Below are 20143 nucleotides of genomic sequence, written 5' to 3' on the forward strand. Positions count from 1 at the left end.
TTATAGGGCGCACAAATGCGCGCCCTATATATTTAAAGATTACTTACCGGTGAATTCGCTAAGGTTGTCTTTATCTACGCCAACGTAAGGAACGCGGACGATTTTGTTCTCGATCTTCCAGTTGGTACCATCAGCAGCACCTTTACCAGCAGCGAGGTTTTTCGCCAGATCGAAGGTCGCCTTCGCCTGGTTGTTCGCATCGTTCAGCACGGTACCGGCCATCGCACCGGATTTCACCAGCGCCAGCGCTTCTGGCAGGGCATCAACGCCGAATACTGGGATGGAAGATTTGTTGTGTGCTTTCAGCGCTTCTACCGCACCCATTGCCATCGCATCGTTGTTGGCGATAACGACTTCAATTTTGTTAGCGTTAGGGCCGGACAGCCACGCGTCCATCTTATCTTTAGCCTGAGCGGTATCCCACATGGCGGTATCTAACGCCAGCTGCTGGGTTTTCAGGCCCTTGTCGTTCAGCTCTTTGATAACGTAGGTGGTACGCGCTTCAGCATCCGGGTGACCCGGTTCGCCTTTCAGCAGCACGAACTGAATCTGGCCATCTTTGTTCAGGTCCCAGTTCGGGTTCGCCGCCCAGTGTTTAGCAATCAGGTCGCCCTGGATAATACCGGACTCTTTAGAGTCAGTACCGACGTAGAACGCTTTGTCATAGCTATCCAGCGCTTTACGAGAAGGTTCTTTGTTGAAGAAGACGATCGGCACGTTCTGGCCGCGCGCTTTTTCAATAACCGTGCCCGCCGCCGCTGGGTCAACCAGGTTAATTGCCAGCGCTTTCACGCCTTTTGCCAGCAGCACGTCAATCTGGTCGTTCTGCTTGGACTGGTCGTTCTGGGAGTCGTTCATCAGCAGCTGAACGTCCGGCGCGGTTTTCGCATCTTTCTCGATAGCTTTACGCACAACGGACATAAAGTTGTCGTCGTATTTATAAATTGTCACACCAATACGCGTATCGGCAGCGTGAGCTGCTGCACCGAAAAACATGCTGGCCATCAGGGCAGACAGGGTTAACACCTTCTTATTCATGGTATCTCCGGTTTTATTATGCAGGGTAGTTCGGGTGAAAATAATCGGCGGGCAGCGTTAACAGGATGTTACTGCTCGACGAAATTCACTGATAAAAATTTGTTCTTCCGTGTTGAGTAACAATCCAGATTACGTTCTAAACTGTTTTTGCAGCTGGAATACGTTATAAAAAGTGATTAATCACCGTTACATCATGTTTCAGCCTGATAAACGCTGCCATCATAGCCATGCCGATGTTAACGATCTGTGAATTTACTCACAGATTGAAAACGGTTACATCGAGCTAACAAATCAGTTCGTGATGGGATGCACAAATTGCCGTTGCGCTACCGAATGGCGGCGAACTAAGGTCGGCATAAAGCAGTGCGTTGCTTCGCCGTCGAGCTTTCCTGCCGCCCCTAACAGCGCCAGTTCCGTGGCCTGTTTTGCCATAGAAACAATCGGGTAGCGGATGGTCGTCAGCTGCGGGTCGGTATAGCGGGCGATGGGAATATCATCAAAGCCAATGACCGACACCTGCTGCGGCACGGCAATGCCGTTATCTTTAAGCGCGCTAAGCGCCCCAGCCGCCATATTGTCGTTATAGGCAAACACTGCCGTCAGCCCGGCATTGCGTCCGAGCAGCTCAACCATCGCCGCTTCCCCGCCTTGCATATCCGGCGAGCCGGTGCCGACCCAGCTATCGGGTGCCACAATCCCCTGCTCCAGCAGCGCACGCGTCCACCCTTCCCGCCGCATATCATCATCTTCAATGCGGTGGCTGGAGGCGAGATAACCAATACGTTGATGACCATGATTGAGCAGCATCCGCGTCCCCATCAGCGCACCGCTGACGTTATCCAGGCAGACGCAACGGTGGGCATAACCGGGGACGATGCGGTTGATGAGCACCATGCCGGGCATCTGCGCCATAAACTCGCTCAGTTCACGATCGCTTAAGGCTTTTGAATGGACGATTAACGCGCTACAGCGCTGACGAATCAGCACCTCAATGGCGTTACGCTCTTTTTCTGCTTCGTGGTAGCTATTGCCGATCAGGACATACTTATGATGCTGCTGGGCGACGGTATCCACCGCTTTGACCAGCGCGCCAAAAAAGGCGTCGGACACGTCCATTACCACGCAGCCAATGGTATCGCTGACCTGCGTAGCCAGCGCCTGCGCGTTGGCGTTCGGGCGATAGCCCAGCGCTGACACCGCTTTCATGACCATGTCGCGCGTCTCATGGCTGACCAGCGCGCTGTTGTTCAGCACCCGCGAAACGGTGGCAACGGAGACGCCCGCCTGGCGGGCGACATCACGAATGGTGACCATACACACCGCCCGGTTGAAAATTGCTGCAGTTCACGATACACCCCCTATGTCCAGCGTGAGCGCTATTCTGGCAGCGAGTTTGCGGCAACTACGTGAGTGAGGTCACAGGGTTGGAAACGGTTACATCCATTTTGTTAATGGTTGTGATCTGGATCGTTATCTAAATGTGCCGCGAAATGACACGCCTGACGCTTTTGCCGTCAATTGCCGCCAGAGCCATTCAACCGGCCCCTGACGGAAATAGCGCAGCCACAGCAGCGAGAATGCGAGGTTGACCAGCCAGATGGGAACGACAAACGCCAGCAGCGTCAGGCGATCGAATTCCATAAACAAGCCGAAGTGATAAAACAGCGTGGTGCAGATAAGCGTTTGCAGAAGATAGTTGGTGAGCGCCATGCGCCCGACGCAGACCACCGCCGCCGCCAGCCGGCTACGGCTGATTTGCGGCCAGTAAGCGTAGGCCAGCGCCGCATAGCCCAGCGTCTGGATAGGTGCGCTGATTTCACGCGGCGCCTGCAGCAGGAACGCACACCAGCGATAGTCCCAGTCGAGATGCCACTGGGCGGCAATCGCCGGCAGGTTAATCAGCATGCCAAGCGAAATGCACACCGCCGCGCAGCGACGATAGTGGCGGTGGCTAAACTGCCCTTTCAACCAACCGCAGCGCATCAGCGCCGCGCCCATCAGCATCATGCCCGCCAGCTGCCAGCCGTACTGCGCACCGAGCGCCAGCAGGTTCGCCGACAGCATATCGCTGCGGTTAGTGATGGCTTCCATTCCGCCATTCAGCTTCCAGTAATGTTCGTAGAGCAGGCTTGAAGCATCCGGCACCCATGAACGGCTTTGTCCGTTATCGGCAATCAGCCCAAGTAACAGCAGTACAGCCACGCCAATGACGTACAGCATCGCGCCGGTGTTGAATAATGCTTTCACTTCACGCGCGTCGCGCACCAGCCGCCAGCAAACCAGCCCCACCAACGAATAGGCCAGCAAAATGTCGCCGTCCCAGAACAGTAGCCCGTGGATAAACCCAAGCAGCGCCAGCAGCGTCAGACGGCTTTGGATCCAGCGTGAACCGCGCGGAAGCAATAGCTGAAGGCCCGCGCCAAACAGCAGCGCAAACAGGGTGAGGAATTTCACCTGCGCAAACAGGTCAAGAATGGCCCACGTCCAGGCATCGCGAGAGGTAATTTCGCCGTACCAGGCAGGGTTAAGATAGGCGGCCTTCGGCAAGCCGAAGGCGCTGATGTTCAGCAGCAGGATACCCAGTATGGCTACGCCACGAATAAAATCCAGCGTGACGTTTCGCTCCATGTACCCTGCTCCGTTGGTCAATTAATTGTGGTGACGTACCGCGCGCAAGAACTCCTGGCGGGTATTCTGGCTGGACTTGAACAGGCCGCCCAGCGAGGTTGTGGTGGTGGCGCTGGTCGCATCACGAATGCCACGCGCTTTCACGCAGTAATGCACCGCGTCAATAGAAACCGCCACGTTGTTGGTACCGAGCAAAGTTTGCAGCGCGGTCAGAATCTGCTGCGTCAGACGCTCCTGCACCTGTGGTCGCTGAGCGAAGAACTGCACGATACGGTTGATTTTCGACAGACCAATCACCGAATCTTTCGGGATATAGGCCACGGTCGCTTTACCGTCGATGGTGACAAAATGGTGTTCGCAGGTGCTGGTTAAGGTGATATCGCGCACCGTTACCATTTCGTCGACCTTCATTTTGTTTTCAATGACGGTAATTTTCGGGAAGTTAGCGTAATCCAGACCGGAGAAAATCTCATCGACATACATTTTTGCAATGCGATGCGGCGTTTCCATCAGACTGTCATCACTCAGATCGAGATTCAGCAGCTGCATGATCTCAGTCATATGCCCGGTGATCAGACGCTTACGGGTTTCATTATCCATTTCGCGCTCCGATGGGCGCAGCGGTGTTTCCAGACCACGGGCGACCAGCGCTTCATGAACCAGGACCGCTTCTTTACTCAGTGATGACATCGTTTATTCTCCTGCAGGTGTGGCGCTTTGCTTTTTCGGTGCAAAGTTTGCACTCATTGTGCGTGAGGCGACGCACAGAATCCAGTATTCGTCGCGATAATTATTGCAATCGTTGTTCTCTTTCAACCCGTGGGCACCAGACCAACGCCCCGCCAATCAGTAATGCCACGGCGGCAATGCCCAGCGCGGGCTCCAGCCGTTGCGTGAGCCAGGTGGATATCGCCGAGGTCATCGGCCCCACTAATTGCCCAACGGCGTAACCGGTGGTCAGCAGTCCGGCCATATAGCGCGCGTGTTTTGGCGCAAGTTCGCGGCCATACAGCAGCGACAGCTGAACCGCCGCTAAGAATCCGCCGCCGACCAGCAGCGCGCCGCACACCAGCCCGCTCATCCCCGGCAGCAGCCAGGCCAGCAGTACACCTAGCCCCTGAAGCCACAGTACGACGGCCAGACGCTGATGCGCGTGACCGACCCCACGCATGGCGATACTCAGGCCAATCCCCGTGACGCTCGCCAGACCGAAAATCGGCCAGATAAACTGCGCAAACAGGCTCTCAGGAAAGCGATGGCTCGCCATCTGCGATAAAAAGGTAGCGGGCAGGATATAGCCGAAGCCTGCCAGACTATAGCTCCACACCAGCCGTTTCAGATTGGTAGTTAAGGTCAGCGGCTCGGGCTTTTCGCCGCTGCGGTGCAGCTCACCCGGACGCGGCAGCCAGCGGCCAATCAACGCCACCAGCAGCAGTGCCAGTACGCCATAAAGCTGCCAGCCCGCCGCCGCGCTCAGCGACTGTGCATGAATAAACACGCCGAGCAAACCGCTTAACGCAATACCGGCGCCCGGACCGGCAAATACCGCCGCGCTTAAGCCAGGCCTCGCATAGTGCGCCAGCCGTTCGTTAACCCACGCCGCCGTCAGTACCATTGCCCAGCCGCTCATGCAGCCAATGACAAAACGCAGCGCGCCGTGCAGCCAGGCGTTATCCGCCAGCGCCGAGAGAAAGGTCAGCGCAACGGCGCCTACAATCCCGGCATAAAGGCGCATTTCCACACCGCGATGGGCGCGCATGGCATCCCACGCGCCAACCAGATACCCCAGATAGTTCAGCGCGGCGACCAGCCCGGCGCTGGTCAGCGTCAGCTCACCTTCGCCGATCATCAGCGGCACCTGCGGGGTAAACGCGAAGCGCCCTATCCCCATCGCCACTACTAGTACCAGAAACCCACTTAGCGCAATACGTACCGGCATGAACGCCCCGGATGTAAATGTAAAGTTATCTTTATGATGCAACATGTGGATGGTATGCGGAAGTGAAAGTTACTCACCGCCGATGAATTATCTGTATGATGGACTGATATATTTTGACCAAAACCGCGAGGAGCCCGCATGGAAATGCTTGAAGAGCACCGCTGTTATGGCGGCTGGCAGCAGCGCTGGCAGCACCATTCTGCCACGCTAAATTGCCCGATGACCTTTAGTCTGTTTTTACCTCCGGAAGGGAAAAAAACGCCGCCACCGGTGTTGTACTGGCTGTCCGGCCTGACCTGTAACGATGAGAACTTCACCACCAAAGCCGGGGCGCAGCGGGTTGCCGCTGAACTGGGCATTGTGCTGGTAATGCCCGATACCAGCCCACGCGGCGACGGCGTTGCCAACGATGCCGGTTACGATCTCGGCCAGGGCGCAGGCTTCTACCTGAACGCCACCGAATCCCCGTGGGCCGCGCACTATAGGATGTATGATTACCTGTGCGATGAGCTCCCGTCGCTAATCCAGGCACAGTTCAACGTGAGCGCACGCAGCGCGATTAGCGGCCATTCCATGGGCGGCCACGGTGCGCTGATGCTGGCGCTCAAAAATCCGGGCAAATATTGCAGCGCGTCGGCCTTCGCGCCTATCGTCAACCCAAGCCGGGTGCCGTGGGGACAGAAAGCCTTTAGCGCCTATCTGGGTGATGACGTTGCTCGCTGGAAAGAGTGGGACAGCACCGAGCTGCTGCTGGCAAGCCAAGCGGAACATGCGATCCCGATGCTGATCGACCAGGGCGATAACGACCAGTTCCTCGCCGACCAGCTCCAGCCCGCGGTGTTCGCCGAGGCAGCGCGGCAGAAAGACTGGCCGCTCACCCTGCGCATTCAGCCGGGTTACGACCATAGCTATTACTTTATTGCCACGTTTATTGAAGATCACCTGCGCTTCCACGCCGAGTATCTGCTGAAATAATAGCAATCCCGGAGTCGGCGCTTACGCGCCTCGTCCGGGCTACCCTCATATGCAGCCCGGCCAAGCGCCAGCGCCGCCGGGGTTCGCACAGGTTTAGAAGCGGTAATCCACCGCCATAAAGTAGCGACGACCGTCTTCGTTATAGCTGTAGTCATCACGATTCAGGTCTTTATCACCCACGTTGAGCACGCCCGCGCGCAGCTTAACGTCTTTGGTCGCCTGCCATGCACCGCCGATATCCCAGGTGGTATAGCCGCCCGGCGTTTTCGAGGTTGCCGTGGTAGCACGCTGCTTACCGGTGTAGCTTCCCGCCAGATAGAACGTCCAGTCCTGAATCGGGCTCCAGTCCACGCGACCATTACCGGTGTGGAACGGCAGCTCCTGCAGCGGCTTGTCACCACCGTTGCTCAGGTCTCGACCGTCGTTATAGGTGTAGTTCAGCGTCACCTTCCAGTCGTCACCAAACGGCACCTTCAGCTCGGACTCCACGCCGCGGATACGCGCTTTGTTGACGTTGTAGTAGGCAAACACCGGCACGCCGTTATCGAAGCCGACAAAGTTCGGATAGCCCGGCGCAGCATTTTTATCGCGCGTACGGCTGATGTTAATCATGTCGTCGATATCGTTCTGGAAGGTGGTCACGTTCGCCTGCACGCCCTCCAGCCAGCCCTCTTCCCCTTGATAGTAGAGGCCGATTTCATAGCTCTCGCTGGTTTCCGGCTTCAGGTCCGGGCTACCGACAATTCGGCAGCCGCCGCGACAGGAGTTGGTGGCCCAGTCCGGGCTCAGCTGCAGCAACGAAGGCGCTTTAAACGCCGTGGCCCAGCCCCCTTTCACCGTCACGGTATCGGTCGCGTTATAGACCAGGTACGCACGCGGGCTCCAGTGGTCACCATAGGTTTGGTGATCGTCCATACGGATACCGGTGGTCAGTGCCAGCGGTTCAAAGATGCGCCATTCGTCTTCAAGGAACAGCGCGTACTGGCTGGCTGAGGTTTCGCTGCTGGTGCCGCGCGTCAGGTTAACCGGGTCACTCAGCTTGTCGTGACGCCATTCGCCACCTAAGGTCACCAGTTGATTAATCGCCCCCAGCGGCAGTACATATTTACCGTCGATGGTGTTGCTTTCAGAGGTGATTTCACTGGCGTTACCCGGGTTCTTATTCACCACCTTCTCGCCGTAATATTTAAGCTCGCTGTTGCCCAACTCCCAGCGGCCATTGTGGCTTAACGAGTAGTTCTGGCGTTCAACGCGGTTACGGTCGAGCGAATCGGAGTCGCGGTCCTGGCGGTCGAAACCATAGCCTGCGGTGATATCGTTGCTCTCGTTTGGCGTCCAGGCGAACTCGACATTGGCATCGCGGCTGGTAAAGCCTTCAATACGCGGGCTCTCACCGGTCGCGCTGGTGCTGGAGGGTTGCTGATCGTCTTTCTCGCGTTTTGCCAGACTACCAAAGGCTTTCATGCCCAGCACGCCGTCCACCAGCGGGCCGGCGGTATAGAACTGGCCGTTCCAGGTGTCGCCACGGTCGCGGTGTTCCTGAATGGTGGTGTCAGCGGTGACGGTGCCGGTCCATTTGGCGCCAATCTTTTTGGTGATGATGTTGACCACCCCGCCCAACGCATCGGAGCCGTACAGCGAAGACATCGGCCCACGCACCACTTCAATGCGCTCGATAGCGTCTACCGGGATCCAGTTGAGGTCGAAATCGTTGTGGCGGAAGACGACGTTACGCGAGTTGACGCGTTTGCCGTCGATAAGAATCAGGGTATAGCTGCTGTCCAGGCCGCGAATACTCACGCCCTGACGGTTATCCCCTTCGTTGGTGAGCTGAACGCCCGGAACCTCTTTCAGCACATCCTTCAGGTTCTGCACCGGCTTGCGCTGCAGGTCTTCCTGGGTGATGACGCTGATACTCGCGGGCGCATCCTTCACGCTTTGTTCGGTGGCAGCCGCCGTCACGACCATCACGTCTTTATCATCTGCAGCGCTGACCGGCAGCGCCAGGGACATTACGGACGCACAAAGCCCGCCCCGAACCAAGGGGTTTAACCTGAACATTTCCTATCTCCATGAGGTGAATACTGAATTAAAACAAAGAGGTCTTACTCACAAATGCTGCTGCAATGCCGTTGACCGACGGCCTGTTGTTTTATGCAGATGTGGCTGGTCCCTCCAGGTTTTATCTATCAGGAGTGGAAATGGCTTCATCTATTTATATGAGGCGTGATAATAAACGTAATGATAATGATTATCAATTAAGTTTATTTAAAGTTATGTCAAGAAGTAACTATTTGCGTCTACTTCATAGACGGCAGGCATAAAAAAACCTCTCCGAAGAGAGGTTTCTCACATTATGCCGAACGGCTGATTATTTCTTGAAGCGTTCCGGGAAGTGCATTTCGCTATAGCTCACGAAGTGCGTACCGCGGGTCAGCTTATAGCCGAACCAGATAACCAGGAACAGCGGAATACCGATATAGGTTGCCGCTACGCCGCCCCAGTCGATGGTATCGGCCAGGAAGGCTTCGTAGTTCTGGCCCAGAGTAATAATCAGGCACAGTACGAAGGCGAAGATTGGCCCCAGCGGGAAGAACCCGGAACGGTACGGCAGATTATTCAGGTCATGACCCTGCATCACATAGCCGCGACGGAAACGATAATGGCTAATCGCAATCCCCAGCCAGGCGATAAAGCCGGTCATCCCGGAGGTGTTCAGCAGCCACAGGTAAACGGTCTGGTTGCCAAACATTGAGGTCAGGAAGCACAGGCCAGCAATCACGGTTGTCGCATACAGCGCGTTACGCGGCACGCCGCCACGGGAGAGCTTCGCGAAGATGCGCGGCGCTTTGCCGTCGCAGGCCAGGGTGTAGAGCATACGGGTAGAAGCGTACATCCCGGAGTTACCCGCCGACAGCACCGCCGTCAGGATAACCGCGTTCATGATCGCCGCCGCAGAGAGCAGACCCGCGTGTTCGAACACCAGCGTGAACGGGCTGACGGAGATATCTTTCACGTCGTTACGCAGCAGGCTTGGGTCGGTGTAAGGGATGATCAGGCTGATAATCAGGATCGCGAACACATAGAACAGCAGGATACGCCAGAACACCTGACGGACCGCGCGCGGAATGTTCTTCTCTGGATCTTCAGATTCGCCCGCCGCAATACCGATAAGTTCGGTACCCTGGAAGGAGAAGCCGACGATCATCGCCACGCCAATCATCGCTGATAACCCACCGGCAAACGGCGCGTCGCCGGTTGTCCAGTTGCTCCAGCCCACCGGCTGCGCACCTTTGAAGATGCCGAGGATCATCATGATGCCGACGATAATAAAGATGATAACGGTCGCCACTTTGATCAGCGAGAACCAGTATTCCGCTTCGCCAAAGCCTTTAACCGAGATGTAGTTCAGCAGGAAGATGACGCACAGGAACAGCGCACTCCAGATCCAGCCTGGGGTATCCGGGAACCACCAGCTCATCACCAGTTGTGCGGCCACCAGGTCAACGGCGATCGTTACCGCCCAGTTGTACCAGTAGTTCCAGCCCAGCGCGAAGCCGAAGCCCTCTTCCACATAGTTCTGGCCATAGGTGGCAAAAGAACCGGATACCGGCATATAGGCTGCCAGCTCGCCAAGACTGGTCATCAGGAAGTACACCATCAGGCCAATCAGAATATAGGAAAACAGCGCGCCGCCCGGGCCCGCCTGAGAAATGGTTGCGCCGGACGCAACAAACAGACCTGTACCAATGGAACCGCCAATAGCGATCATCGTCAGGTGACGCGCCTTGAGTTCGCGACGTAACGCGGGCGCTTGTGTGGTTTTTGTTTCGGAACCCATGTGAAAATGCTATCCATCCAAAAAATGAGGCGCGATTGTAACAGACGATTCCGGCATATCACGGTAGAAATGCGCAGTTATAAGAGAGCTTCATGATCGCTCTCTTATTATAAGTAAAGCATCCGATGGCGATTTTAGATATCGCAGTAGTGCAGAAAGCGCTTGAGCGCGTTGGAGAGGTGCTTTTGCCGATGATGGATGCGCCACAGCGTGCGGCTGAGCGTCGGCAGCGGAATGGTCACTTCCACCAGCGTCCCGGCTTCAAGCTGTTCGGCAATGACCCGCCGCGACAGGCAGCTGATGCCAAGATCATGGCGTACTGCGTGTTTAATGGCTTCCGAGTTGCCAAGCTCCATACCCATCTGGAACTGCGGCAGGTGTGAAAGCAGCAGATAATCGACGATCTCCCGCGTGCCCGACCCCTTCTCACGCAGGATCCACGGCGCCATTGCCAGCTTTTCGAGCGTCACCTCTCCCAACAACCAGGCGCTGTTTGGCGCGGAGAACACCACCAGCTCATCATCGAGCCATGGCTCGGCAATAATGTCCGCCGAGTGGCATGGGCCTTCGATAAGGCCGATATCGACGCGGAAGTCCGCCACCGCGTTAATTACATCCTGACTGTTGCCCACGCTCAGTTCCAGCGGCAGCGCAGGAAAGTCTTTGCGGTAGCGAGCGATAATGCCCGGCAGAATATAGTTGCCGATGGTGCTACTGGCGTAGACACGAATCGCGCCGTTATCTTCGCGAAACAGCTGTTCTATCTCCCCGGCCTGTTCCAGTAGCGCCAGCGCGCGCGGGTAGAGCAGACGACCGTGCTCGTTCACTACCAGCCGTTTACCGACGCGGTCAAAAAGCTGAACGCCGAGTTGACCTTCCAGATCGGTGAGCGCCGCGCTGACCGCCGACTGCGACAGCGCCAGCATCTGCGATGCCTGGGTGGTGGAGCCACTTTTCAGTACCTCTGCAAAAACTTCTAACTGCCGCAGCGTGATATGCATAGCGCTTCAGCCCGCCTGGGCCGCCCTTACCAGTTATTACGATTAATTATAAATATATAATCAATTTTATCTTTAAACCAGCGAGGCGTACTCTTTTAGCCAGACAAAGGAGAAGGCTATGACACAGGTCACCTTAGAAACGCATCATCATCGCGGTATCAAACATTTTATCCCAGGTCTTGCGCTGACCGCCGTGATTACCGGCGCCGCAGTCTGGATCGGCAATATCCCGGCCGTTGCAGGCGTCGGCATGAGCGCACTGACGCTGGCCATCCTGTTTGGGATGGTGATTGGTAACACGATTTACCCGAAACTCTGGCAGTCCTGCGACGGCGGGGTACTGTTCGCCAAGCAGCATTTACTGCGTCTGGGGATCATTCTTTACGGCTTCCGCCTGACCTTTTCCCAGATTGCAGACGTGGGCGTAAGTGGGATTGTTATTGATGCCCTGACGCTTTGCAGCACCTTTATGATGGCCTGCTGGCTCGGGCAGAAAGTCTTTGGTCTGGATAAACACACCAGTTGGCTGATTGGCGCGGGTAGCAGTATCTGCGGCGCGGCAGCGGTACTGGCGACCGAACCCGTCGTAAAAGCTGAAGCAAGCAAAGTGACCGTTGCGGTAGCGACCGTGGTTATCTTCGGTACGTTGGCTATCTTTATCTACCCAGCCATGTACCCGCTGCTGGCGCACTGGTTTAGCCCTGAGGCTTACGGGATCTATATCGGTTCCACCATGCACGAAGTGGCGCAGGTTGTGGCAGCTGGCCATGCGGTAACGCCAGAAACGGAAAACGCAGCGGTCATTGCCAAAATGCTGCGCGTAATGATGCTGGCACCGTTCCTGCTGTTTATGGCCGCTCGCGTTAAACAACTGGCTCCAGCGGGTGCGACCGAGAAAAGCAAAATCACGATCCCATGGTTTGCCATCATGTTTATCGTGGTCACCATCTTTAACTCGTTCCACCTGCTGCCAAACAGCGTGGTGCAAATGCTGATTACGCTGGACACCATTATGCTGGCCATGGCCATGGCGGCACTGGGTGTGACCACGCACGTTAGCGCACTGAAAAAAGCCGGTGCAAAACCGCTGATGATGGCGCTGGTGCTGTTCATCTGGCTGATTGTTGGCGGCGGTGCGATTAACTACGCTATCCATAGCGTGATGGCATAATCGACAACGACTAAGCGCTTTTAACCCGCTATACTCCCCCTTTTGAGTATGGCGGGTTTAACGATATGAAATACATTGGAGCGCACGTCAGCGCCGCGGGCGGCCTGGCAAACGCCGCAATTCGGGCTGCGGAAATCGAAGCGACCGCATTCGCCCTGTTCACCAAAAATCAGCGCCAGTGGCGCGCCGCGCCGTTAACCACCGAGGTTATCGACGACTTCAAAGCCGCCTGTGAAAAATATCACTACACCCCGGCACAAATTCTTCCTCACGACAGCTACCTGATTAACCTCGGCCACCCGGTTGAGGAGGCGCTGGAGAAATCCCGCGAAGCCTTTATCGACGAACTGGCACGCTGCCAGCAGTTGGGGCTGACGTTGCTGAACTTCCACCCGGGCAGCCACCTGTTGCAAATTGATGAAGATAAGTGCCTGGCGCGGATTGCCGAATCCATCAACATCGCACTGGCGCAAACCGAAGGCGTCACGGCGGTGATTGAGAATACGGCCGGTCAGGGCAGCAATCTCGGCTTTAAGTTCGAGCATCTGGCGGCCATCATTGACGGCGTAGAAGATAAGTCTCGCGTCGGCGTCTGCATCGATACCTGTCACGCGTTTGCCGCGGGCTACGACCTGCGTACCACCGAAGCCTGCGCGGAAACCTTTGCTGAATTCGAACGCATTGTCGGCTTCCAGTATCTGCGCGGCATGCACCTCAACGATGCCAAAAGCGAGTTCGGCAGCCGCGTTGACCGCCACCAGAGCCTCGGCCTCGGCAACATCGGGCACGATGCGTTCCGCTTTATCATGCAGGACAACCGCTTTGACGGTATCCCGTTGGTGCTGGAAACCACCAACCCGGATATCTGGGGTGAAGAAATTGCGTGGCTGAAGGCGCAACAGCAGGAAACGGTGGAAGCCTAATCATGAACGACAGGGAAAAGCAGATACTCAAGATCCTGCGTCGCAATCCGCTGATTCAGCAAAACGAGATTGCCGATATTTTGCAAATCAGCCGCTCTCGCGTGGCGGCGCATATTATGGATCTGATGCGCAAAGGAATGATCAAAGGTAAAGGCTATATCCTCACCGAACAGGAGTACTGCGTGGCGGTGGGTGCCATCAATATGGATATTCGCGGTATTGCAGATATTCACTACCCGCAGGCCGCCTCTAACCCAGGTAACATCCGTTGTTCAGCCGGCGGCGTGGGGCGCAATATTGCCCACAACCTGGCGTTACTGGGCCGCGATGTGCATCTTATCTCGGCGGTCGGCAGTGATTTTTACGGCGAAACGCTGCTGGAACAGACCCGCCAGGCCGGAGTGAATATCTCCAGCTGTATTCGCCTGCACGGGCATAGCACCGCCACCTATCTCTCCATTGCCAATCAGCAGGAAGAGACGGTGCTGGCCATTAACGACACCCATATTCTTGAGCAGCTCACGCCACAGCTGTTGAACGGTTCGCGAGAGCTGATTCGCCACGCGGGCGTCGTGCTGGCTGACTGTAACCTGACGCCGGAAGCCATTGAGTGGGTCTTTACCATTGCCGATGATATTCCGGTGTTCGTGGATACCGTATCCGAGTTTAAAGCGGCTAAAATCAAGACCTGGTTCTCACGTATTCATACCCTGAAACCGACGCAGAAAGAGCTGGAGATCCTGTGGGGCCAACCTATTGTTTCCGCAGCCGACCGCGTTCAGGCCGTCAATGCGCTGCATCAGCAGGGTGTTCAGCATATTTTTGTCTGTCTGGAAGATGAGTCGGTTTTCTGCAGTGAGAAAGATGGCGAGCAGTTCGTTCTGACGCCACCTATGCACACCGTTGTCGATAGCTTCGGTGCCGATGACGGCTTTATGGCAGGGCTGATTTACGGTTTTCTGGAAGGGAGCGAGTTTCGCGACCGCGCGAATTTCGCCATGGCCTGCGCTGCGCTGTCGCGCGCCAGCGTCAGCATCAATAACCCTACCCTCTCCGCAGACAACGCCATCTACTTACTGCAAAACGCCCAGGCATAACGCCTGGGCTTTACGGTTCCGTTAATTATGACAATCCGATAAAGAGTCCGGCGATGGTGGCGCTCATCAGGTTAGAGAGCGTTGCCGCGGCCAGCGCCCGCATCCCCAGCTGGGCAATTTCCGGCGCTCGCTGCGGTGCAATGGCTGAAAATGCCCCGACCACCACCCCGATAGAGCCAAAGTTGGCAAAACCGCACAGGGCAAACGAGATAATCGCAATCGTCTTCACGTCCAGCGAACCGCCGGCTTGCAGGTACGGAGAGAAGTTGAGATAGGCGACAAATTCGTTGATCGCCAGCTTCTGTCCGATCAAACTGCCCGCAAGCGTCGCATCGCTCCAGTCGACGCCCATAATCCAGGCAAGCGGCGCCAGCACCCAGCCAAAAATCCCTTCCAGGGTCGCATGACCGAAACCAAACCAGCCACCAATACCGCCGATAATGCCGTTAATCAGCGCGATAATAGCGACAAAAGCCATCACCACCGTCGCTACGCCAGCCGCAATTTTCAGGCCGGTCATCGCCCCGCTCGCCGCGGCTTCGATGATGCTTTTTGGCGGTGTGTCGGTAAATGACAGGTTTTCGAAGGTGACGGTTGATGCCTCGGTTGCCGGGCTCAGCATACGGGCAAACAGGATCCCACCAGGAATAGCCATCAGCGAGGCCGCCAGCAGGAAATCAATCGGCACCCCCATGCCCGCATAGCCAATCATCATCGACCCCGCGATAGACGCCATGCCGCTACAAATTGCGGTAAATAGCTCATTGCGGTTCAGGCGATGAATAAACGGTTTGACGATCGCCGGGATCTCATTTTGCCCGAGGAAAATGGTGGTCACGGCCACGAAGGACTCAATTTTGCTGATGTTCAACGCTTTCTGGAAAATGCCGCCGAGGACGCGAATCAGCAGCCCCATCACGCCAATGTAGTAAAGCAGGCTGATAAGTGCGGTAACAAAGATAATGGCGGGCAGCACGCGGAAGGCGAAGATAAAACCCGCACCGTCAAACAGTACATCCATCTTCGGCCCCACCAGCGAGCCAAAAATAAAGGCGCTGCCCGCATCGCTGTAGGACATCACCTTGTGAACGCCCAGCGCCGCTTGCTCAACCAGCCATTTCCCCGGCGGGAAATAGAGCATAATGCCGCCGATGGCAATTTGCAGCACCAGCGCCGCGCCAACGGTACGCAGGCTAATGCGCTTTTTATTCACTGACAGCAAAAACGCGATGGCCAGTAATACCACCATACCCACAAGACTTCTCATTATATCCATAATGATTTCCCTTCATGCCAGGAAACCCGGCGTAAACGCCAGGTTTTGGTATGTTTGATATTCGCGGGCGACCGCACGCTGCCCGTGAAGTTGGTTTATGCGAGGCGTTGATACTCCTTCGCAATTTCACAAGCCAGCACCGCGTTGTTGAACACCAGTTGAATGTTGGATTTCAGGCTATCGCCACCGGTCAACTCCGCCACGCGAGCCAGCAGGAACGGCGTGCTCTCTTTGCCCACAACGCCCTGCTCTTCCGCTTCCTTCACCGCTCTATCGATAGCGGCATTGATTGCTTCTTCCGCCATCGCAAACTGTTCTGGAATAGGGTTTGCCACCACCAGACCACCGTTCAGACCGGCCTGCCATTTCACCGCCATTGCACGAGCAATTTCTTTCGCGCTATCGAGGCGAATGCTGACCTCAAACGGACTGGTGCGGCAGAAAAATGCGGGCAGCGCCTGGGTTTGATAACCAATCAGCGGCACGCCAAAGGTTTCCAGATATTCAGTAGTTAAGCCGAGGTCGAGAATAGATTTCGCGCCTGCACAAATAACCGTAACGTTGGTATGCGCCAGCTCTTGTAAATCGGCGGAAATATCGAATGAGTGCTCTGCACCACGGTGAACACCGCCAATACCGCCGGTAGCAAAGACTTTAATACCGGCCAGTGCGGCAATAATCATGGTAGAGGCAACGGTGGTCGCACCATTTTTTCCGGCGGCAACCACAAACGGTAAATCACGGCGACTGACTTTCGTTACGCTATGCCCTTCGCGGCCTAATAATTCGATTTCCTCTTTGCTCAGGCCGACTTTCATTACGCCGCCAATAATCGCAATCGTTGCAGGAACAGCACCATGCTTGCGAATGGTTTCTTCAACTTCAATCGCCGTTTGCGCATTCTGCGGGAAAGGCATGCCGTGAGAAATAATGGTCGATTCCAGTGCAACAATCGGCTTTTTGCTGTTTAAGGCGTCCTGGACTTCAGGTGAAATTTGTAATAATTCAGGGGAAAGAGTTAATTCAGACATTCTATGTTCTCCACTAACGATGTAACGTTCGCAATAGAAAGATCAGGGTTATTGGTATATTCACTGGACAGCGCCATTGATGAACAACCCTGCGCAAATCGGACAGACTCAATAAACGGCACGTTATCAACCCAGCAGGAAGCTAGCCCAGCCATCATCGCATCACCGGCCCCGGTAACATTAATAACGTTGGTTTTCAGCGGTCGTGACCAACCGTGTTCGCCGTGAATATCGCTGTAGTAAACGCCGTCGCCGCCCATGCTAAGCACCAGGCGATTCAGGCCATGCTCATGGAACCATGCGGCAACCTTGCCGACATCCTCTCGCCCTGAGAGCGTGATACCGCTTAGGGTTTCAGCTTCCAGACGGTTCGGTTTCAGGGTATGTATTTTGCCCAACCGCTCGCGAATTTTGACGCACTTCCAGGCTGAAACTGGGTCAACAAATACCGGCGTGGAGTCGGCGTTTTCCAGCACCCAGGTCAGCGCCGCTTCGCTGATATTACAGTCAGCAATAATCACCTTTGCCCCACGAATAAAATCTGCATGCTGCGCTAAAAACTCAGCAGAAATATATTCGGTAATACACATATCGTTGATAGCCACCAGCATTTCGCCGGTATTATCCAATAGGGATAAATAACTTGAGGTATTTTCCCCAGAAACGATAAGACATTTATCGACGTGGACGCCAGGCTGACTGGTCTGGGCTAATAATGATTGGCCATAAAAGTCACTGCCGACAGCCGTTAATAGCCATGAGTCCTTTCCCAGCAGTGCCAAATTATGCGAAATGTTGCGCCCGACGCCGCCTGGCGTAAATTTAATTTTTCCCGGATTGGAATCCGCATAGTTTAAAGAAGCATGCGAATATCCAGCCACATCCATATTGGCCGAGCCAATAGTGACAATGTATTCCTTTTTACGCATAGCACGTCCTCTGGCAATAAATTGCCATAAAAATGAGTTCGTTAACGATGTTGATAGCAACCTACTATATTAGAGCATGTGTTCATTACCAAACATGTGTTCATGATAAGCTTGGTTTAGATAAAGTAAACCCGTCCGCAAGCGCGAAAGTGAATAGATATGAGGGGAGTCACAGATTTTTATTGTGGATGACTGAAAGCGAGGGAAAAATTGAAAGGCAGGACACAAATTTGAAAAATAAAAAAGGGCAGAGATCGCTCTGCCCTTTCCGAATAAAGGTAAACTTATGCCTGTTTAGCGACGACTTCCGGGCGTTTCAACACCGCGTAAGAGAGGCCAGCAACCAGCGTACCCACGATAATCGCCACCAGATAACCCAGTACCGGCGTGATAGCGCCAGGGATCAGCAGGACGAACAGACCACCGTGTGGTGCCATCAGTTTCGCGCCAACCGCCATCGAAATAGCACCGGTAACGGCACCGCCGACGATACAGCAAGGCAGGACGCGCATTGGGTCACGAGCCGCGAACGGAATCGCCCCTTCGGAGATAAAGCACAGGCCAAGAACCAGCGCCGCTTTACCACCTTCACGTTGACCCTGATCGAATTTCTTACGCGCAATCAGCGTGGCAATACCCATTGCCAGCGGTGGAACCATACCGGCCGCCATAATCGCTGCCATTGGCGTGTACGGCTGTTCCGCATCATCAAGGTAAGTCCGCCATCCCTGCGCCTCACTCTCCTGCAACAGCCTGAACCCCTCCCACACAAACTCCCTGCGGCTTTGTTCCTTGTACGCATAGCCCGTGTGCCGCGTATACGTCACCTTCCGGGTTCGTCTCCCCAGCGCATCGTAACCGTAGCGCGTCTCCGTGTTGCTGCTGATAACCCGCGTCAGCTGCCCCTGCGCGTTCCACTCCAGTTCCTGCCCCCGCCGTGTGGTCAGTTCGCCCCACTCGTTATAGCCGTAACGGTCGCGGCCATAGCCCGGCAGACGGTTGCTCATCACCGCGCCCTGCCGTTCGTTATCCCGCAGGTTACCCGCTTTATCGTAATAATAATGGTCGTGGTCATACATCTGACCCGAACGCCCCGTCAGGTAACCGCTGCCGTCATAGCTGTACACCAGGCTGCCGCGCAGTCTGTCGTCAATCGTGCCAATCTCGCCGTGGTGGTTCCAGTAATAGTCTCTTGACGTCACACAGTCCTGCCGCGATGGCCGATGACCGGGAGGAGCAAGGTCACTGCCGGTGCCGGATGCCGTTGTCAGACTGCGCTGCCAGCTCAGCAGCCCGTCCTCGTTATAGCCGCTGAAGGTCGCCAGCTGCCCCTGCGTGCGCATCACCTGACGGTGCAGGCTGTCGCGCTCATACTCGCTCACCGTGATACCGTCCAGCACCGTCTGTAGCAGATGCCCGCTCCCGTAGTACAGGTGACTGAGCGTCTGACCGTCCGGCAGCGTCAGGGTTATCGGGTTCCCCAGTGCATCACGCTGATACCGCAGACTGCCGTGTCCTGCATGCTCCGCCGTCAGCCAGCCGCTGCGGTCGTATTCAAAACACACCGTATCCGCCTGCATACCGTGCTGTTGCTCACCCGACTCCGTCGGAGTTTATCAGGTTAAACAGGGGATTAAGGATGTACTCATTTAGTGGATTGAACAATAAAAAGCCGGGAAGATTTGAGGATCTTTCCGGCTTTTGCTATTTATGGCATTAGTTTTTTAATATCTTCAACGGTCAAACTAAAACTATCTATAGTATTTTTATTCAATCCCAAACCAAACTCATTATTTATTTTCTGCAACCAATGATAAAACCCAATAAATACACTCTCATTTTCCTCTGTCAATTCTATAAAACCAGAATCAGTATGTGACAACTCTAATAAGATTATTATAGAGTTAAAAGCACCTGTGTTTTTGGTTAAGTCATTAGATTCAACACTCATTAAAAATTCAATTATCAATAGTTCATCCGATATATCCATTACCGAAGGAAGAGACAAAACTTTATCTTTTATTTCTTGTAATTTCATATTTATACCTCAATAAGATGAGCCATCAAGAGGAATATGGGCACTATTAGGAGCTGATTTAAACGTTCCCCATGTACCATCAGTTCTAAAGACCTCCCCAGTTGAAGTATTTTTCATACTTGCTGTTGGGCCATTTGCAGCATTGGAGTTAGGGAATTTGGCTACTGCTGATGGATTAGCGCCATGACCATGTACAGTATAACTACCTACATCATATTTAAATCCGCCACTAGGAAATTTTGCTGGATCGTGTCCC

16 protein-coding genes and 1 pseudogene are annotated in these 20143 nt (G+C 54.9%); 4 read left to right on the plus strand and 13 right to left on the minus strand.

Going from position 1 to position 20143, the window contains the following annotated elements; genetic code table 11:
• Window positions 1-39: 39 nt before the first annotated feature.
• From mglB to AB2B48_RS10230, 5 genes are all read right to left on the minus strand, one after another.
• Window positions 40-1038, minus strand: coding sequence for a galactose/glucose ABC transporter substrate-binding protein MglB (gene mglB / locus AB2B48_RS10210; protein ID WP_185666910.1), 999 nt, complete (start codon window positions 1036-1038; stop codon window positions 40-42).
• 291 nt (window positions 1039-1329) lie between these two features.
• On the minus strand, window positions 1330-2352 hold the full coding sequence (galS, locus tag AB2B48_RS10215; protein WP_368301682.1) for an HTH-type transcriptional regulator GalS: 1023 nt from the start codon (window positions 2350-2352) through the stop codon (window positions 1330-1332).
• A gap of 156 nt (window positions 2353-2508) precedes the next feature.
• Window positions 2509-3666, minus strand: a complete 1158-nt coding sequence (gene yeiB / locus AB2B48_RS10220) for a DUF418 domain-containing protein YeiB (RefSeq protein ID WP_220440433.1) — start codon at window positions 3664-3666, stop codon at window positions 2509-2511.
• A 21-nt stretch (window positions 3667-3687) separates the two neighbouring features.
• Window positions 3688-4356, minus strand: coding sequence for a GTP cyclohydrolase I FolE (folE, locus tag AB2B48_RS10225; RefSeq protein WP_035893451.1), 669 nt, complete (start codon window positions 4354-4356; stop codon window positions 3688-3690).
• 100 nt (window positions 4357-4456) lie between these two features.
• A complete protein-coding gene (locus tag AB2B48_RS10230) occupies window positions 4457-5605 on the minus strand; it encodes a YbfB/YjiJ family MFS transporter (RefSeq protein WP_368301683.1) in 1149 nt (382 codons plus the stop codon).
• A gap of 138 nt (window positions 5606-5743) precedes the next feature.
• On the opposite strand from AB2B48_RS10230, the gene fghA reads away from it, so the two are divergent.
• On the plus strand, window positions 5744-6580 hold the full coding sequence (gene fghA / locus AB2B48_RS10235; RefSeq protein WP_368301684.1) for an S-formylglutathione hydrolase: 837 nt from the start codon (window positions 5744-5746) through the stop codon (window positions 6578-6580).
• A 93-nt stretch (window positions 6581-6673) separates the two neighbouring features.
• Here the strand turns inward: fghA and cirA are convergent, their stop codons facing one another.
• From cirA to yieE, 3 genes are all read right to left on the minus strand, one after another.
• The gene (gene cirA, locus AB2B48_RS10240; RefSeq protein ID WP_220440431.1) at window positions 6674-8641 is read right to left on the minus strand and encodes a catecholate siderophore receptor CirA; all 1968 of its coding nucleotides are present in this window, start codon (window positions 8639-8641) and stop codon (window positions 6674-6676) included.
• A gap of 310 nt (window positions 8642-8951) precedes the next feature.
• Window positions 8952-10421, minus strand: a complete 1470-nt coding sequence (locus AB2B48_RS10245; RefSeq protein ID WP_185666902.1) for an amino acid permease — start codon at window positions 10419-10421, stop codon at window positions 8952-8954.
• Window positions 10422-10555: 134 nt separating this feature from the next.
• On the minus strand, window positions 10556-11422 hold the full coding sequence (gene yieE, locus AB2B48_RS10250; RefSeq protein ID WP_185666901.1) for a DNA-binding transcriptional regulator YeiE: 867 nt from the start codon (window positions 11420-11422) through the stop codon (window positions 10556-10558).
• Between the two features lie 118 nt (window positions 11423-11540).
• On the opposite strand from yieE, the gene AB2B48_RS10255 reads away from it, so the two are divergent.
• The 3 genes from AB2B48_RS10255 (at window position 11541) to AB2B48_RS10265 (ending at window position 14613) form a co-directional block, all read left to right on the plus strand.
• Window positions 11541-12593 carry a YeiH family protein gene (locus AB2B48_RS10255; RefSeq protein ID WP_185666900.1) on the plus strand — a complete coding sequence of 351 codons (1053 nt, stop codon included), beginning with the start codon at window positions 11541-11543 and terminating at the stop codon, window positions 12591-12593.
• Window positions 12594-12658: 65 nt separating this feature from the next.
• Window positions 12659-13516, plus strand: a complete 858-nt coding sequence (gene nfo / locus AB2B48_RS10260; RefSeq protein WP_220440429.1) for a deoxyribonuclease IV — start codon at window positions 12659-12661, stop codon at window positions 13514-13516.
• A gap of 2 nt (window positions 13517-13518) precedes the next feature.
• Entirely contained in the window at window positions 13519-14613 is a 1095-nt protein-coding gene (locus tag AB2B48_RS10265) for a sugar kinase (RefSeq protein WP_368301685.1), read from the plus strand.
• Window positions 14614-14638: 25 nt separating this feature from the next.
• On the opposite strand, the gene AB2B48_RS10270 is transcribed toward AB2B48_RS10265, so the two are convergent.
• The 5 genes and pseudogenes from AB2B48_RS10270 to AB2B48_RS10290 form a co-directional block, all read right to left on the minus strand.
• A complete protein-coding gene (locus AB2B48_RS10270) occupies window positions 14639-15889 on the minus strand; it encodes a NupC/NupG family nucleoside CNT transporter (protein ID WP_368301686.1) in 1251 nt (416 codons plus the stop codon).
• 95 nt (window positions 15890-15984) lie between these two features.
• Complete coding sequence (locus AB2B48_RS10275; RefSeq protein WP_368301687.1) at window positions 15985-16920, minus strand: pseudouridine-5'-phosphate glycosidase; 936 nt, start codon at window positions 16918-16920, stop codon at window positions 15985-15987.
• Complete coding sequence (locus AB2B48_RS10280) at window positions 16908-17849, minus strand: pseudouridine kinase (protein ID WP_368301688.1); 942 nt, start codon at window positions 17847-17849, stop codon at window positions 16908-16910. The genes AB2B48_RS10275 and AB2B48_RS10280 overlap by 13 nt, the downstream gene beginning before the upstream one ends.
• Before the next feature lie 284 nt (window positions 17850-18133).
• Window positions 18134-19462: pseudogene (locus tag AB2B48_RS10285) on the minus strand (fructose-specific PTS transporter subunit EIIC); the annotation flags it as partial.
• Between the two features lie 95 nt (window positions 19463-19557).
• Window positions 19558-19887 (minus strand): hypothetical protein, encoded by a 330-nt coding sequence (locus AB2B48_RS10290; RefSeq protein ID WP_368301689.1) that lies wholly within the window; start codon window positions 19885-19887, stop codon window positions 19558-19560.
• Window positions 19888-20143: the final 256 nt, after the last annotated feature.

Source organism: Kluyvera sichuanensis, assembly GCF_040930405.1.
In the GTDB taxonomy this organism is placed as follows: domain Bacteria; phylum Pseudomonadota; class Gammaproteobacteria; order Enterobacterales; family Enterobacteriaceae; genus Kluyvera; species Kluyvera sichuanensis.